Source organism: Demequina aurantiaca (assembly GCF_000975135.1).
GTDB classification, from domain to species: domain Bacteria; phylum Actinomycetota; class Actinomycetes; order Actinomycetales; family Demequinaceae; genus Demequina; species Demequina aurantiaca.
This window is the reverse complement of sequence record NZ_BBRF01000001.1, coordinates 198,632-214,207: the sequence shown is the minus strand read 5'-3', so window position 1 is coordinate 214,207 and position 15,576 is coordinate 198,632. Positions and strand designations below refer to the sequence as shown.

At 65.5% G+C, this 15,576-nt stretch carries 18 protein-coding genes; 10 read left to right on the top strand and 8 right to left on the bottom strand.

Annotated features, from left to right (window positions below; translation table 11 throughout):
* Positions 1 to 21 precede the first annotated feature (21 nt).
* The 3 genes from AOP73_RS00925 (at position 22) to secA (ending at position 4,639) form a co-directional block, all read left to right on the top strand.
* Positions 22 to 819, top strand: coding sequence for a ComF family protein (locus AOP73_RS00925; protein WP_152650492.1), 798 nt, complete (start codon positions 22 to 24; stop codon positions 817 to 819).
* A gap of 72 nt (positions 820 to 891) precedes the next feature.
* Positions 892 to 1,596: a ribosome hibernation-promoting factor, HPF/YfiA family gene (gene hpf / locus AOP73_RS00920; RefSeq protein WP_061962781.1), complete on the top strand. Its 705-nt coding sequence runs from the start codon at positions 892 to 894 to the stop codon at positions 1,594 to 1,596.
* Between the two features lie 187 nt (positions 1,597 to 1,783).
* A complete protein-coding gene (gene secA / locus AOP73_RS00915) occupies positions 1,784 to 4,639 on the top strand; it encodes a preprotein translocase subunit SecA (RefSeq protein ID WP_061962780.1) in 2,856 nt (951 codons plus the stop codon).
* On the opposite strand, the gene AOP73_RS00910 is transcribed toward secA, so the two are convergent.
* Both AOP73_RS00910 and AOP73_RS00905 read right to left on the bottom strand, forming a co-directional pair.
* The gene (locus AOP73_RS00910) at positions 4,636 to 5,106 is read right to left on the bottom strand and encodes an Rv3235 family protein (protein ID WP_152650491.1); all 471 of its coding nucleotides are present in this window, start codon (positions 5,104 to 5,106) and stop codon (positions 4,636 to 4,638) included. The genes secA and AOP73_RS00910 overlap by 4 nt on opposite strands.
* On the bottom strand, positions 5,103 to 5,882 hold the full coding sequence (locus AOP73_RS00905; RefSeq protein WP_061962778.1) for a LysM peptidoglycan-binding domain-containing protein: 780 nt from the start codon (positions 5,880 to 5,882) through the stop codon (positions 5,103 to 5,105). Before AOP73_RS00905 ends, AOP73_RS00910 begins: the two co-directional genes overlap by 4 nt.
* A 120-nt stretch (positions 5,883 to 6,002) precedes the next feature.
* On the opposite strand from AOP73_RS00905, the gene AOP73_RS00900 reads away from it, so the two are divergent.
* On the top strand, positions 6,003 to 6,530 hold the full coding sequence (locus AOP73_RS00900; protein WP_061962777.1) for a hypothetical protein: 528 nt from the start codon (positions 6,003 to 6,005) through the stop codon (positions 6,528 to 6,530).
* Between the two features lie 29 nt (positions 6,531 to 6,559).
* On the opposite strand, the gene AOP73_RS00895 is transcribed toward AOP73_RS00900, so the two are convergent.
* A complete protein-coding gene (locus tag AOP73_RS00895; RefSeq protein WP_061962776.1) occupies positions 6,560 to 6,766 on the bottom strand; it encodes a helix-turn-helix domain-containing protein in 207 nt (68 codons plus the stop codon).
* Between the two features lie 107 nt (positions 6,767 to 6,873).
* Between AOP73_RS00895 and AOP73_RS00890 the strand changes: the two genes are divergently transcribed.
* From AOP73_RS00890 to AOP73_RS00880, 3 genes are read left to right on the top strand one after another with little or no spacing between them, the layout of a single operon-like run.
* The gene (locus AOP73_RS00890; RefSeq protein WP_061962775.1) at positions 6,874 to 7,506 is read left to right on the top strand and encodes a CpaB family protein; all 633 of its coding nucleotides are present in this window, start codon (positions 6,874 to 6,876) and stop codon (positions 7,504 to 7,506) included.
* Positions 7,503 to 8,768 (top strand): CpaE/TadZ family protein, encoded by a 1,266-nt coding sequence (locus tag AOP73_RS00885; protein ID WP_236683474.1) that lies wholly within the window; start codon positions 7,503 to 7,505, stop codon positions 8,766 to 8,768. Before AOP73_RS00890 ends, AOP73_RS00885 begins: the two co-directional genes overlap by 4 nt.
* A 4-nt stretch (positions 8,769 to 8,772) precedes the next feature.
* The gene (locus AOP73_RS00880; RefSeq protein WP_061962774.1) at positions 8,773 to 9,213 is read left to right on the top strand and encodes a DUF6912 family protein; all 441 of its coding nucleotides are present in this window, start codon (positions 8,773 to 8,775) and stop codon (positions 9,211 to 9,213) included.
* A gap of 36 nt (positions 9,214 to 9,249) precedes the next feature.
* Here AOP73_RS00880 and hisN read toward each other — a convergent pair whose 3' ends face one another.
* From hisN to AOP73_RS00860, 4 genes are all read right to left on the bottom strand, one after another.
* A complete protein-coding gene (gene hisN, locus AOP73_RS00875) occupies positions 9,250 to 10,047 on the bottom strand; it encodes a histidinol-phosphatase (RefSeq protein WP_061962773.1) in 798 nt (265 codons plus the stop codon).
* A 68-nt stretch (positions 10,048 to 10,115) separates the two neighbouring features.
* Positions 10,116 to 11,156: a ribosome small subunit-dependent GTPase A gene (rsgA, locus tag AOP73_RS00870; protein WP_061962772.1), complete on the bottom strand. Its 1,041-nt coding sequence runs from the start codon at positions 11,154 to 11,156 to the stop codon at positions 10,116 to 10,118.
* Positions 11,157 to 11,164: 8 nt separating this feature from the next.
* On the bottom strand, positions 11,165 to 12,487 hold the full coding sequence (aroA, locus tag AOP73_RS00865; RefSeq protein ID WP_061962771.1) for a 3-phosphoshikimate 1-carboxyvinyltransferase: 1,323 nt from the start codon (positions 12,485 to 12,487) through the stop codon (positions 11,165 to 11,167).
* Positions 12,484 to 13,008 carry a hypothetical protein gene (locus AOP73_RS00860; RefSeq protein ID WP_061962770.1) on the bottom strand — a complete coding sequence of 175 codons (525 nt, stop codon included), beginning with the start codon at positions 13,006 to 13,008 and terminating at the stop codon, positions 12,484 to 12,486. Before AOP73_RS00860 ends, aroA begins: the two co-directional genes overlap by 4 nt.
* A gap of 189 nt (positions 13,009 to 13,197) precedes the next feature.
* Between AOP73_RS00860 and AOP73_RS00855 the strand changes: the two genes are divergently transcribed.
* Positions 13,198 to 13,827, top strand: coding sequence for a sigma-70 family RNA polymerase sigma factor (locus tag AOP73_RS00855; protein WP_061962769.1), 630 nt, complete (start codon positions 13,198 to 13,200; stop codon positions 13,825 to 13,827).
* Positions 13,820 to 14,062, top strand: coding sequence for a mycothiol system anti-sigma-R factor (gene rsrA, locus AOP73_RS00850; protein WP_061962768.1), 243 nt, complete (start codon positions 13,820 to 13,822; stop codon positions 14,060 to 14,062). The genes AOP73_RS00855 and rsrA overlap by 8 nt, the downstream gene beginning before the upstream one ends.
* Positions 14,063 to 14,177: 115 nt before the next feature.
* On the opposite strand, the gene AOP73_RS12280 is transcribed toward rsrA, so the two are convergent.
* Entirely contained in the window at positions 14,178 to 14,252 is a 75-nt protein-coding gene (locus AOP73_RS12280; protein ID WP_371327667.1) for a 50S ribosomal protein bL37, read from the bottom strand.
* A gap of 125 nt (positions 14,253 to 14,377) precedes the next feature.
* Between AOP73_RS12280 and AOP73_RS00845 the strand changes: the two genes are divergently transcribed.
* A complete protein-coding gene (locus AOP73_RS00845) occupies positions 14,378 to 15,466 on the top strand; it encodes a type IV pilus twitching motility protein PilT (RefSeq protein WP_061962767.1) in 1,089 nt (362 codons plus the stop codon).
* The last annotated feature ends 110 nt before the right edge of the window (positions 15,467 to 15,576 follow it).

Here is a 15,576-nt window from a genome sequence, read left to right as displayed (position 1 = left end):
TATTTTCGACATGCTGAGAGCGTGAATCGACTCCTCACCACTGCAGCGGGCCTGGCGATCGCGGGTACGCGTGAGCTTGCGCGGCTCGTGGTGCCCGTGTGCTGTCCGGGGTGTGGTCGTGACGACGTGCGGTGGTGCGATGAATGTGAGGCGCCCTGGTGGGAACCGCCGTATCGCAGCGAAGAAAACGCCCCCCGGCTGCATCGGCTGGGGGACGTGCCGCTCGCCGTCTGGTCCATCGTGGATTTGGAGGGATCGCCGCAGTTGATGATCGAGGCGTGGAAGGACGCTCATCGGCGCGACCTCGACTCGTTCTTTCAGGCCGCGATGACGCGAGCAGCAGGTGACGTCGCCGTGGACGTAACGACTGCCCACCGGATAGCGGTGGTGCCGCTTCCGGCGAGGCGGGCGTCGACACGGCGACGCGGCGTGGACCTGCCAGGAATGCTCGCGACTGCCTGCGCGCGACGGTGGCGGGACCACGGTGCTGACGCAGTGATGGTTCCCGCGCTGACCATGCGCAGGGGTGAGTCGCGGGGCTTGTCGGCTCGAGAACGCTGGCGTGGCGCGCAACAGTCCATGCGGCTGACTCGCCAAGTCGATCCCTCCCGCGCGGTGGTCCTGGTCGACGACGTGATGACGACGGGAGCGACGCTGGCGGCGGCTCGGGATCGACTCGAGGCCGCCGGAACAGTGGTGTGTGCAGGGCTCACTCTCGCCACGGCACCGATGCGAAGCAAGAGTCCCGCGGTGGGGATAGGGTGGGAGTCAGAGGCCGACGAATTGTCGGACACCTTCGATCGTAGAGGGGGTGATTGAGCAGGCGCTGGACGCGCCGCTGACATCATGCCCTGAGCAATGCAGCTCATATCGACGAAGGAGTACCCGAACATGGACATCGCGATTGTTGGACGTCACACCAAGGTTTCTGAAGACGTACGCCAGAAGATCCTCGACAAGCTGGACAAGGTTGAGACTCTCGCCCCCAGGGCGACGAGGGCCGAGGTTCACGTGGTGCACGAGCGGAACCCGCGGCTGTCATCTGATCGCGAGCGAATAGAGATCACTCTCTATGACCACGGGGTAGTTCGCGTCGAGGCTGCCGCCGACGATCGCCTGGTCGCGCTCGACGCCGCCGTGACGCGACTGACGGAGCGCCTACGCCGGCAACATGAGCGCAAGGCGCACCGGCACAACAACACGCCGCCGCTGAGCGCCGTGCCCATTGCTGACATCGAAGCGACGCTTGACATGCCGGCAAAGGAAACCGAAGACGAAGAGAAGGTGGCCAGCGTCGAGTCCTGGGAGGGTGCTCCCGAGGGCAACACCCGCGAGGTCCCGATTGACGGCACGCCAATCGTCATCCGGTCAAAGACCCACGAGGGCGCCCCGATGTCAGTCGCCGACGCAATCGATCAAATGGAACTCGTGGGGCACGACTTCTTCCTGTTCCACGACATCGAATCCGGTCTGGCGTCAGCGGTCTACCGCCGACGAGGCTGGACGTACGGCGTGATTCACCTCGAATCCACTGCCGCGGAGCCCACACCCATTGAGCGAGACAATGTCGAGGCAGGTCAGCGCGAGAGCGCCTGACAACTCTTCCCCTAGCAGCCACCAGGGCGCATCTTCCCGCCGGGGGAGGTGCGCCCTGGTGCGTGCCATCACGGCCGATCGAGTACCTGGAGGGGACGCCGCGTACGCCGTGAGCGAGACGACAACTGGAAACCCCTAGAAGCGCCTACGATGGTTGACGGAACCGTACGCCCTGACTGGAGTTTTCGTGGCTGTTTTAGATCGCATCATCCGCATCGGCGAGGGACGCGAATTGCGTCGCTTGGAAAAAGCCGTAACGCAGACCAACTCGCTCGAGCCAATTTACGAGCAGATGACCGACGACGAGCTCAAGGATCTCACTGAGTCGTTCAAGGAGCGTCGAGCCGAGGGCGAGAGTCTTGACTCGCTCCTTCCCGAGGCGTTCGCGGCTGTGCGTGAGGCGTCGCGTCGAACGCTGGGGATGCGCCACTTCGATGTGCAGATCATGGGTGGTGCCGCCCTTCACAACGGCAACATTGCCGAGATGAAGACCGGTGAAGGCAAGACCCTGGTGGCCACCCTCCCCGCGTACCTCAACGCGCTGGATGGCAAGGGCGTGCACGTGGTCACGGTGAACGACTACCTGGCTCAGTACCAGTCCGAGCTGATGGGTCGTGTGTTCCGTTTCCTCGGCATGGAGACCGGAGTCATCGTCTCTGGTCAGACACCTCCAGAGCGCAAGGTGCAGTACGCGTGCGACATTACGTACGGCACCAACAACGAGTTTGGCTTTGACCACTTGCGCGACAACATGGTGATGGACCCGTCGCAGCTGGTGCACCGCGGCTATCACTACGCGATCGTTGATGAGGTCGACTCGATCCTGATCGACGAGGCCCGCACGCCGCTGATCATCTCGGGGCCCGCACAGGGCGACAACGGCAAGTGGTACACCGAGTTCGCGCGGCTCGTGGGCTCCATGAAGCTCGACGAGGACTATGAGGTCGAGGAAGCCAAGCGCACCGTTGGCATTCTTGAGCCAGGGATCGACAAGATCGAGCAGGCGCTTGGCGTCGCGAACCTGTACTCGCCTGAGAACACGCCGCTCATCGGCTACCTCAATAACGCGATCAAGGCCAAGGAACTCTTCAAGCTCGACAAGGACTATGTAGTGCAGGGTGGCGAGGTCGACATCGTTGACGAGCACACCGGTCGCCTCCTGAAGGGCCGTCGCTACTCCGAGGGTCTGCACCAGGCCATCGAGGCCAAGGAGGGTGTCGAGATCAAGGCGGAGAACCAGACGTACGCCTCGATCACGCTGCAGAACTACTTCCGCCAGTACAACAAGTTGTCTGGCATGACGGGTACCGCACAGACCGAGGCCGCGGAGCTCAGCGCAACCTACGGCCTGGGCGTCATCCCCATCCCCACCAACAAGCCAATGGTGCGCATCGACCAGGCAGACCTGCTCTACAAGAGCCAGGAAGCCAAGTTCAACGCGCTGATCGACGACATCGTCGAGCGCAACAAGAACGGGCAGCCAGTCCTCGTCGGTACCGTGTCCGTCGAGAAGTCCGAGATGCTCTCCAAGGTGTTGCGTCAGCGCGGGATCCAACACAATGTCCTGAACGCCAAACAGCACGAGAGTGAAGCGTCCGTCGTTGCTGAGGCGGGACGCAAGGGCGCCGTGACGGTCGCGACCAACATGGCCGGTCGTGGTACCGACATCATGCTTGGTGGCAACCCAGAATTCCGCGCCGTCGCAGAGATGCACAAGCGCGGCATCGACGCAGCGGAAAATCCCGACGAGTACGAGCGGGTCTGGAACGAGGTGCTCGAGCGCGAGCAGCACGCGGTCGAGGCCGAGCACGATGAGGTGCTTGCCGCTGGCGGGCTCTACGTGCTGGGAACCGAGCGCCACGAGTCGCGCCGCATTGACAACCAGTTGCGAGGCCGTGCGGGCCGCCAGGGTGACCCCGGCGAATCGCGCTTCTACCTCTCGCTCGACGACGACCTCATGCGCATGTTCCAGTCCGGACTGGCCGCGCAGGTCATGAACTCGAGCGCACTGCCCGACGACATGCCCATCGAGTCGAAGGTGCTGACGCGCGGCGTGCGCAGCGCTCAGGCGCAGATCGAGGGGCGCAACCACGAGGCACGCAAGAACGTGCTCAAGTATGACGACGTCATGAGCGAACAGCGCACCGTCATCTTCGCCGAGCGCCGTAGGGTGCTCGACGGCGAAGACTTCCGCGACCAAATGCTCGAGTTCGTGGACAACGTGACGGGCGAGTACGTGGAGTCCGCCACCCAGGTCGGCAACCCCGACGACTGGGACCTCGAGGCCCTATGGAAGGACCTGCGCACGGTCTACCCCGTGTCTGTCACGATCGATGAGATCGTCGATGAGGCCGGCGGGGTGGGCGCGCTCAACACCAACTTCCTTAAGCGCGAGCTGCAGGCGGACGCGAAGGTGCAGTACGAGGCGGTCGAGGACCGTCTAGGCGAAGGCATCATGCGCACCGTCGAGCGCCAGGTCGTCATGCAGGTGTTGGACCTCAAGTGGCGTGAACACCTCTACGAGATGGACTACCTCAAGGAGGGCATCGGCCTGCGCGCGATGGGACAGCGTGACCCGCTGATCGAGTACCAGCGTGAGGGTTACCAACTCTTCGAGGCGATGACCGACTCCATCAAGGAGCACTCACTGCAGATCCTGTACCGCGTGGAGAAGCGTGAGCCGGCACCTACCGATCAGGCCGCGTTGCCCAGCACCGGCGTGGGACCGGGTATCCGTGCCGTCTCTCCCACGGGCGAGGTGACGCAGGTGGGTGGCGCAGGGAGCCAGGCGCCCCGCCGTATGGCGGCCGGCGCGGCAACCACCACTGGAACCAGCGGCATGATGCAGGCCAACATGGGCGCGCTTACCTACTCATCTCCGTCCGAGGACGGTACGACGAAGGTGACGAAGCCCAAGGCCCAGCAGACCGCAGCAAAGACTGAGGCCGACGGTGGCACCTTCCCGGGTACCGCGAAGAACGCACCCTGCCCGTGTGGATCAGGCAAGAAGTACAAGATGTGCCACGGGAAGAACGAGGTCTAGCCGACTTCTATCGTCGTCACGAGCCACCGCCCGGCCGCGTCCTCCAGTCGCATTGCGATTGCCCGGGCGCGGCCGTCGCAGTAGGCGACGATGCTGACCTCGGCGGCGCGAGAGCTGACGCGGCACACGCGTGCGCGTCTGATGGCAACCGGGGGTGCTGAGGTCTTTCCCGCGCGGCGCGCGAGCGAGTGCTGCTGGGCAAGACTGTGGCGTACTTCCGGAGTGAGCCAGCGCACGAGGGAGTCGATGCTGGTGGCTCCCAACACGGTCTCGAGGGCTGCCTTCGCCACCGTGCAGGCGAGGGGCGCGGGGTCGCCCAGTGGCTTGCGGTGGCGGGCGTATATGTCCGCCCTCGTCACGCCTGCCCCCGGTGCTGCTGCCGTGACGGCCGCTATTGCCCTGGCCGCAGGTTGAGCACGCGCAGTGACCGGCTGCGCCGATTCGACTGAGACTCGCATCGCAGTCATGACAGCAGCTCCGCTGGAACGTCAAGAGTCTGGCCCGCGTAGATGAGCGAGGGGTTGTCGCCAATCACCTGCTTGTTCGCGCGATAGAGCAGCGGCCAGGCGTGCGCGATGTCGGCCTCCGAGGCGGTCTCTGGCAGTAGACCTTCGCAGATCAGCCACAAAGAGTCGCCGCGACGAACTTTGACGGTCGTGACCTTCGTTTCGGATCCAGTGGGGGTTTTCGATGTGGTCGGCTGCTCGGCACGGGGCTGTTGCATCGTGGTCGTGAAACGTGAGGAGGCATGGCTGCCCGTAGCCGTACCCAGAGGTGACGCTGGCTTGGTCGTTGCGGCGGCGGGACTGTCCACCCAGCCCGCTGACGTGACGGTGAAGGGTGCCCCGGCATCGGGCGCCGGATTGGTCGTGTCGCCAATGGTGGCGAACGAGGCGGTGGCCATGGACGCGGTCATCACTCCGCCGACGGCGATGCCCACGATTCTGCGCCATAGGTGCGGGGTGCACCTGGAGAGCCAGCGGGGTATGCCGCCAGCGCCGCGTCGCCACGTGAGGAGGAGGGGAATCGAAATTAGCGCGAGGTACGTAGCAGTAACTGCGCCGATGGCCGCCACGACGGCCCCGATCGCCACGTCAACCTGCAGCGGCTGCGACGCGACGGCGTGCCAGGCGTCGAGTGTCGCCCCTGCGAGCCACCATGCTGCGGGCCACGTGAGCAGCACAAGGAGCCGGGCAGCCCAGGTGTGGCCGGGCGAGGGTGCCGCATTCTCGGGACGTTGCATTTCGCATCCTTACCTATTGTTTGATGTTGTTTGGTGCTACTAGATGTACCTCAAAGCCGTTGGCGTGTCCATCGGTGGGCCGTTGCCCTGTGGAAAGACGCGGGGCGTTAGCGTGTCTCCATGCGCTGGAACGATCTCTTGGCCGACCTCGAGGGACAACTGGGCGCGGGGGTCGACGCTCAGTTCGCCGCGGAGGTGGCGGAACGCACTCGCGGTGAGCGGGCCGCGATCCCGCTCTCTTCCCGGCTTGCGGCGGGAATTGGCGGCCACGTAGTGGTGACTCTCGCCGACGGGGAGAAGGTGGCCGGCGTGCTCTCGGAGGTGGCTGCCACGTGGATTCTCGTGAACGAGCAGCGCCGCCAGTCGTGGATTCCGGCCGCGGCTGTCGTGGCTGTGGCGGGGCTCAAGGCCCGGGCGGTTGACCTATCGGCCGTGTCGAAGAGGCTGACCGTGGGCCACGCCCTGCGCGCATTGTCTCGTGACCGCGCGCCGGTGGTGATTGTCGCGACCTCGGGAAGCTGGCCCGGTGTGATCGCTCAGGTGGGTGCTGACTACGTGGAGATAGGAGAGCCCCACGCGGGCACTACCACAGTGGTGCCGTTTGGCGCGATGATCCGCGTGACGTCAGTCGGCTTCGCGGGCGCGTAGTTGCCGGGCTGATACGGGGCTAGAAAGCTCTACTTCTCGGTGGGAATGCGCGAGCGTGCCGCCTCGTACTGGCGCTGAATGTAGTTCTCGAGCTCGGTCGCTTCGACCCGCCACTGGCCGCGGCCGCCCACCTGAATTGCGGGCAGGTCACCTGACCGCACGAGCGAGTACGCCTGGGGCGAGCTGATGTTGAGGATCTCCTGCACATCGGTGAGGAGGAGGAAGCGTGGCGTCATGACTTCATTGTGGCACGACGGTGAGACAAGCCAATGTTTTCCACAACCGGTTGGCGATTGCGGACAAAACCGGCAAGATGGTGGGCAACTGAGTCAAGGGAGACTTCATGAGTGGCACCTCCGGTCCCGTGGCGGGGCGACTGAAAAGGCCGTCGTGGCGCGACCCTCGCCTGCTCATCGGCCTGGTGCTGATCGCGATCGCCGTCGTGGCAGTGGGTGCGTCGATGCGGGCGTCGGATTCCACGGTGCCGTATTACGCCGCCACCAAGGTCCTGACACCCGGCACGGTAGTTTCCGAATCTGATGTCGCGGTGACCCGCGTGCGAGTGTCCTCAGATGTCTACGTGCCGGCGATGGGCGAACCGCCGTGGGGTCAGGTGGTGACCAGGGTCATCGGCAAGGGCGAGTTGCTTCCGGCCGATGCTATGGCGGGGTCTACTGACGTCGACGTACGGGCGGTGGCGGTCCGCACCCAGACCCCCTTGGCGGAGGACATCACTACCGGCAGTGTCGTAGACGTGTGGTTGACGACGGATACTGACGGTAGCCCGCAGTCCACCCCTGTTGCCGAGGGGCTGGTGGTCAGCCAAGTGGATCAGGACGACAGCGCCTTCGCGGTCGGCTCCGCGCAAACGGTCTACGTTTTAGTGCCGCAGGCGTTGATGAGTGACTTCCTCGGCGCGGTGGCGACGGACGGCGCGATCTCGATTGTGGGACGTGCCTCCGGGGGAGACGCGTGAGTACAGCCGTAGCGGTCGCCATGATGGGTGACGGCGAGAGTGTGGTGGCGGGCGCCATTGAGGCTCACCCGCAGCTGGCGCTGGTACGTCGTTGCGCCGACCTTGCCGAGGCCCTCGCCCTCGCGCACGCCGGAATGGTGGGCGTGGCGGTGCTCTCCGACCAGCCGCGCCTCAACAGGGCCGTGCTCGCTGACTTTACCGCCGCGGGGGTGGCAGTGGTTGCAGTCCCGACCACGGCATCGGCGAGTAGCGAACTTCGGGCGCTGGGCATCGAACACGTGATGGACGCCGACGCAGACCCGGTCACCATTGCCGACCGCACCGCCACGGTGGCCCACACGCTCGTTCCGGCGGCGGCAGCGCCGGAGAGCGCCCCAGCCGCGCCGGCAGGCGATGGGGTCGTGATCGCCGTCTGGGGCCCCACCGGCGCTCCCGGGCGCACCACACTCGCCGTCAACATTGCTGCCGAGTGCGCTGCGGCAGATGACGAGGCGATCGTCGTTGACGTCGACACCTACGGGGGAGCCGTCGCACAGGCACTTGGCCTGCTCGACGAGGCACCGGGGATCGCCGCGCTCGCGCGCGCGTCGCTTCACGGCACCCTTACCGACGATGTGCTGTGGCGGCACCTGCTGTCTGTGGACGGGGGATTCAAGGTGTTGTCGGGAATCTCCCGCGCGGACCGTTGGCCGGAGCTGTCACGTAGCGCGCTCGACGGCATCTGGCCCGTGCTGCGTCGCCACAGCCCGGTCACGGTGGTGGACTGCGGGTTCTCCGTGGCGCAGGACGAGGCGGCGATGTACGACACCCGTGCGCCGCAGCGCAACGGTGCGACCCTGAGCGCGCTCGGCGCCGCCGATGTGGTGGTCGTCGTGGGATCCGCCGAACCGCTCGGCATCCAGCGCCTGGTTCAGGGGCTCGCTGAACTCGATGAGGTAGCGGAACTCATGTGCCCCCGCATCGTCGTGGCGAACCGGGTTCGCTCGTCCGTTGCGGGGCGCCATCCCGAGGAAGCCATTGCGGATGCCCTGGCGCGCTACAGCGGCGTGGAGAACGTATGGATGGTGCCTGCGGATGGGAAGTCTTGCGATGCGGCGACTCTCGCGGGTCAGTCGCTTCGCGAACGAGTGCCCCGCTCGCCCGCGCGACGAGCCATCGCCGTTGTCGCCGCCGCGGCGTTGGCCGCGGCTCAGGAGTCGCGCGCGGAATTGACTCCCGTGAGTGAGTCCCCGCGCGCGGTGGCGGCGACCCTGACAGACTGAAGCCATGCGCGTGTACATCCCAGCGACTCTGGGCGACCTCGACTCCTGCACCTCCGGCAAGTGGGAGCCCGACATGGGCTTTGCCGTCACCGAGCGGCTCATGGAAATCTCCTCCTTCGATGAGGACGAGGAGATGGCAGAACAAGCACGGGACGCCGCGGCGATCGAATCCGTGGTGGAGTTTGGGTCACAACTTCGCGTGGTCATTGTGGCCGACTACTCCCGCGCAGACGTGAGCGCGGTGCCCGATGCACACCCGGCCGCCGTTGCGCTCACGGGGCGAGTGCCGGCCGATGCCGTCGCGTGCGCCTTCGTGGACGACCTGGACGCGTTCGAGGACGCGAAGCAGGCGCTCGCGGGCGGTCCCGACGCTCTAGAGCGGCTCGAAGATCACGACCTGCTCTGGTACGACGTCACCGAGCTCGCTTCTATCCCGCGGCCGTAACGTCCAGCACGCGCGGGAGCACGACCGTCGCGAGGCTCAGGCGCCCGGAGCTAGCGCAGCGACCATGGCATCGTGCAGCACGGCGTTGCTGGCGATCGCGTTGCCCCCAAACGGACCGTCGACGCCGTCGAGCGAGGTGAACCGCCCGCCGGCCTCCAGCACGATCGGAACGAGCGCCGCCATGTCGTAGGTCTCCAGTTCGGGCTCCGCGGCCACGTCCACAGCACCCTCTGCGACCAGCATGTAGCTCCAAAAGTCGCCGTAAGCGCGCGTGCGCCACACGGTGCGCGAGAGGTCGAGCAGCGCATCGAGGCGGCCGAGTTCCTCCCAACCGGTGAGCGACGAGTACGACAGGCTCGCCTCCGACAGCGTGGCGACCTCGGAGACGCCTAGTCGGCGGGCGGCCGATGCTTCACGGCCCTCCCACGCACCGTCACCTGCCGCGGCGAACCAGCGCCGACCCAATGCGGGCGCGCTCACCACGCCGACGGCGGGCTTGTCGCCGTCAAAGAGCGCGATGAGGGTGGCCCACACGGGTACGCCCCTGATGAAGTTCTTGGTGCCGTCGATCGGGTCAATGATCCACTGCCGGGTGGCGTCGCCCGAAGTCCCGTATTCCTCGCCCAGGATCGAGTCCGTGGGGCGTTCCGTTGCCAGCGTTTCGCGGATGAGTTGCTCCGCGGCCCGGTCCACTGCGGTGACGGGGGAGTCGTCGGGCTTGAGCTCCACGGTGAGGTCCGCGGGGTCGGCGTTGCGCATCGTCAGCGCATCCACCCGGTCCGCGATGGACAGCGCGAGCGTCAGGTCTGCGGCATATTCACCAGTGGGATTCATGCGCTCAGCCTACTGGCGACGTATACCCGGCCTCAAAATGTAAGAGCAGCCCTGCGGCGGCGCGCGGCCTACTGCCAGGAGTCGTTGTCTGCGCGGGTCGCGAGCAGGCGGCGGATCGAGTCCACGCGTGCCTGTTGATCCGGAGTCTGGGACCATTCATCGAGCGCGCATCCGTCCTCGGCCGACGCATGGGCGCACCCTCGTGGGCAAAACTCTGCCGCCGCATCGGCGATGTCAGGGAACACGGAGATGAAGTTCTCGATGTCGACGTGCGCGAGTCCAAAGCTACGAATTCCGGGGGTGTCAATGATCCACCCGCCCGCGGGAAGTTCGAGGGCTACCGCCGACGTTGACGTGTGGCGCCCGCGACCAGTGACGTCGTTGACGATGCCAGTGACGCGACCGGCGCCGGGTACGAGGACGTTGACGAGCGTGGACTTGCCAACACCCGAATAGCCCACAAAGACGGTGGAGACGTCCGCGACCTGCGCGCGTAGCGCCTCCATGCCGGATTGCTCGTCAGGGGTACCGTCGTGGGACTTGAGGACGTCGGTGTCGTGGCGCACCGTTGTCTCCAGCACCTTGACGCCGAGTGGCTCGTAGGTGGCGCGCAGCTCCGCACCCGAGCCCAGGTCCGCCTTGGTGAGGACCAGGACTGCGTCCATGCCAGCGGCGAAGGCCGCCACCAGGCAGCGGTCGATCATGCGTGGGTTGGGTTCCGGATCGGCCAGAGCGGTGACGATCGCGAGCTGATTCGCGTTGGCGACGATCACCCGTTCGGTGGGGTCGGTATCGTCGGCTGTGCGTCGCAGCTCGGTCGTGCGCGGCTCACGCCGGACGATGCGCGCGAGGGTGCCCTTGTCGCCCGACGAGTCGCCAACCATGCCGACGATGTCACCGATGACCAGTCCGCGCCTGCCCAATTCACGCGCTTTGACGGCGATCACTGTGGTGTCGGTATCCGACTTCCACACGGTGAAACGGCCGCGGTCCACGCCTACGACGGTGCCGGGAACAGCATCCTCGTGTGCGGGTCGAAGCTTGGAGCGCGGCCGCGAGCCACGCTTGGGTGGCCTCACCTTGGCGTCTGACTCGTCGTATTCGCGCATGCGCGTGCCTAGTCCGGCAACTCGAGCATGGCTCGCCACAAGTGCGGGAAGTCGGGCATCGTCTTGGACGTCGTGCCGACGTTGAGAACCTGCACGCCAGGGACCGCGAGCCCGATGATCGCCGCGAAGGTGGCCATGCGGTGGTCGTGGTAACTCTCCATGACGGCGCCATCGAGTCCAACGGAGGGTAGTCCCGCAAATGTGAGGGAGTCATCTCCGTCCACGCAGTGACCGCCCACCCGTTGTACCTCGGTCGCGATCGCCTTGAGGCGGTCGGTCTCGTGGCCGCGCAGGTGACCGATGCCGGTCAGCGTTGATGGACCCGTGGCCAAGGCACACAGCGCGGCGATGGTGGGCGTGATCTCACCCGCGGGTCCCAGGTCCGCCTCGATGCCAAAGATGCCGTCGGAGGGCCCGGTGACGGACATGACGCCGTCCTCGAACTTGCAGGTCGCTCCCATCTGCTCAAACACCTGGGGGTAGTAGGCGCCGGGTTGCGTAGTGTGTGTGGGCCAGCCGGGGATACGGACGGTGCCGCCTGCAACGACGGCTGCCGCCATAAAGGGCCCTGCGTTTGAGAGGTCGGGCTCGACCCGGATGTCTCCCAGAGACATGGCTCCGGGGTGCACCACCCAGGTGCGCTCGTCGGGCTGGTCCACCTGGATGCCGGCGTCGCGCAGCGTCTCACACGTCATGTCAATGTGGGGCAGGCTGGGAAGTTTCTCGCCGGTGTGCCGGATGGTGAGTCCCCTGGGCAGGCGCGGTGCGGTCAACAGCAGCCCGGTGACGAACTGTGACGAGTCGCTGGCGTCCACCTCGACGGTGGCAGGTGGGGACGTCGGGGGAGTCACGGTGAACGGGAACGTCTGATCGCCGACGCTGGTGACGGTCGCGCCGAGCGCGCGCAGGGCGTCGAGCAACGGTGCCATGGGACGCCCCTTGGCGCTGGGCGCCGCGTCGAAGGTGACGGGACCATCGGCGGGGTCGGCGAGGAGCACCATGGGCGGCACGAATCGCATGACGGTGCCGGCGAGGCCGCAGTCGACCGAAGCCCCACCGCGGACCGTGCCGGGCGTGACCAGCCACTCGTCGCCGGAGTCGTCGACGTCGATGCCGAGCGCTCGTAGCGCTCCGATCATGTGGTCAGAGTCAGAGGACCTGAGGCCGCCCCTGATGCGTACGGGGGAATCGGCTAACGCCGCGAGTACAAGAAAGCGATTGGTGAGCGACTTGGATCCAGGGACGTCGACGGTGGCGTCAAGCGGACTGTCGGCAGTGGGGGCGTCCCAAACCTCGCCGACTCCAGTGCCGGCCGGGAATGAGCCGCTCACTTGCCCCGCTTCTTACTCAGGGCCTTCTGGTTGCGGGCAATTTTCTGCTCGTTCTTGGACACCTTGGCGGCGAGGGCCTTGTCGTGCGCCTTGATCTTCTTGGCCTTGGCGCGATCCTTGTGCTTGGATCCGTGTCCGGCGGTCGCGGCGAGCACCGTGGCGCCAAACAGCGACAGATTCATCATGAACCGCTCGCGCTCGCGAAGGCGCACTTCCTCATCTTCCTCGCGCCAGAAGGGCCGGCCAGCGGCCACCGTCACAGCGGCGAGTCCGGCGAGCGCGAATCCGGCAGTCTTGGGGGTGCGGGACAGTGCCAGGATCGAGGCGGCCGCGATGGTGGCGGCGCCGTGCACCTTGACCATGTCGGTGACCTTGACGTCCTCAAGTCCGGCCTCGACGAGCAGCGGCTTGACCACCGGTTCCGCGCGTTCGGCGCGGCGTTCGGGGGTAAGGACGGACTCGATGCCTCCATAGATAAACCAGGAGGCGAGCAATGGGCGGGCTATCGCGCGAAAGAACATACTCCTACGCTACCAATGTTGACTGGAGACTGTGTATCGCGAGAGTGCCTGAGTTGTGACCGCGGCGTCGGGAATGAACGAGAGGGACCGTTGGTTCCCCTAAGCATGACAGCCACCCTGGAACGTACGACGGCTCGAACCCGCCGAAAGCCACTTCGCCGCACGCGCGGCAGAGTAGGCTACGCAGTGATGAATGACACGGCGATGAATGACACCCAGGAAATGACCTTCGAGGTCGAGGCGCTGTCCTATATGGATCAGCTCTACGCTGCTGCCCTGCGCATGACGCGCAATGGGGCCGATGCCGAGGATCTGGTCCAAGAGACGTTCGCCAAGGCGTTTGCGGCGCAGGACAAGTTCACGATGGGGACGAACCTCAAGGCGTGGCTGTACCGCATCCAGACCAACGCGTTCATCAACACCTACCGCAAGAAGCAGCGTCAACCCAAGCGCTCGGACGCGGACACTATCGAGGACTGGCAGCTGTCAGCAGCGGCGGAACACACCTCCACCGGCCTGGCCTCGGCGGAGGATAACGCCCTTGACCAGATGGGCGATGGTGACATCAAGCAGGCACTCGCCGACTTGCCGGACGACTTCCGTATGGCGGTCTATCTGAGCGATGTCGAGGGCTTTGCGTACAAGGAGATTGCCGAGATCATGGACACGCCGGTGGGTACCGTGATGTCGCGCCTTCACCGCGGACGCAAGCTGCTTCGCGAGAACCTGCGCGAGTATGGCGCGGAGCGCGGTTTTTATGACAAGCGTCCCGTCGCCAACAAGGCGAACACGGATTCCGGGGAGGCATCGGATGCCTAATAACGACTGCGAGCAGGCGCTCGACCAGATTTTTGAGTACATCGACCACGAATTGCCCGATGATGAGTTGCGTCACATCGGCGATCACCTCAAGGAGTGCCCGCCCTGCGAAGCGGAGCACCGTATCAACGAGAAGATCAAGAACCTCGTGGGTAACTGTGGCGACGAGGTCGCGCCTGACGAATTGCGTTCGCGTGTACTTGCCACCATCAAGTCGGCACGCTCCGAATCCTAGACTTCGGCGCTCAGCGCCCGCCTGTCGACGCCCTTGAGGGCTCGCGGGCAAGCAAAAGGCCGCATCGGTCAGTGCCCGATGCGGCCTTTGTGTTTCCGGTGATTACCGGTGCTAACTATGCGTTGGGGCGCTTGCCATGGTTGGCTCCGCCCTTGGCACGCGCCTTGCGCTTGCGGCCTCGCTTGCTCATGGGTCCCCCTTTCTTAACGCGGGAAGTTCAAAACTCGACTATCTATCTTCCCACACTGTGTATGCCTGGCGCGCCGCGACCGGTAGCCTCTCAAGGCAACACCCATTACTGCCGATGGAGAATCCGTGAGCGACCAGCCAGTTTCCGTCATCCCGTTCCTGCACGCCCTCGCGAGCACGGGCGGCTCCGACCTCCACTGCAAGGTGGGATCAGCGCCTCGTATCCGTGTCGACGGGCGTCTTCGAAAGTTGCAGGTTCCCCCGCTGCGCCCCGAGGACACTCGGAACATGGTGGCGCAGGTGCTGCCCGAGGATCTCGTCGCTCAGTTCCGCGATACCCACGAGGCGGACTTCGCGTTTTCGCTGTCGGGAGTGGGTCGATTCCGTGTCAACGCTTACGTGGCGCGCGGCACGGACTCCCTCGTGTTCCGCCACGTCGCGGTAGGTGCGCAGAGCTTTGACGAGCTCGGCCTGCCTCCCGTCATCGCGGACTTGGCGCTCGAGCCGCGCGGACTGGTGCTGGTCACCGGCCCTACCGGTTCCGGAAAGACCACCACGTTGGCGTCGATGGTTGACCTCATAAACTCGTACCGCGAAGTGAACATCATCACCATCGAGGACCCGATTGAGGTCCTCCACCACGACAAGAAGGCGATCATCTCGCAGCGCGAGGTGCGCTCGGACACCTTGGACTTCAACAACGCGCTGCGTGGGGCGATGCGGCAGGACCCTGACGTCATCATGGTCGGTGAGATGCGTGACATCGAGACCGTGCGCGCGGCGCTCTCGGCTGCTGAGACCGGTCACCTGGTGCTTGCGACCCTGCACACCGTGGACGCCCAGGACACCATCAACCGCATCGTCGACTTCTTTACGCCGCACGAGCAGGGTCAGGTGCGGGCAACGCTGTCGCAGACCCTCAAGGGAATCGTCTCTCAGCGACTGGTCCGTCAGAGCGACGGTAAGGGCCGTGCCTTGGTCGCGGAGGTCATGGTCAATACCGGCCGCACGGCCGAGGCGATCGTGGATCCGCCTAGCCAGCCGCCCATTGTCGACCTGATCGCGGACGGCGAGTACTACAAGATGCAGACGTTCGACCAGCACCTGTTCCAGTTGGTCAGCGACGGCGAGGTCAACTTCGACGATGCCGTGGCGATCGCCTCGCGCCCGCACGACCTGTCGGTCTCACTGCGCAACGCCGGAGTCATCAGTTAGCAGGATGCCACGCAAAAGTGGCGATTGCATCGGCCTGCCGTGTGGTTCCGCGTGCTGAGGGAGCCAGTGAGGCGGCGTAGTCGTCGCCACTGTGGTGGGAACCCGGCGTC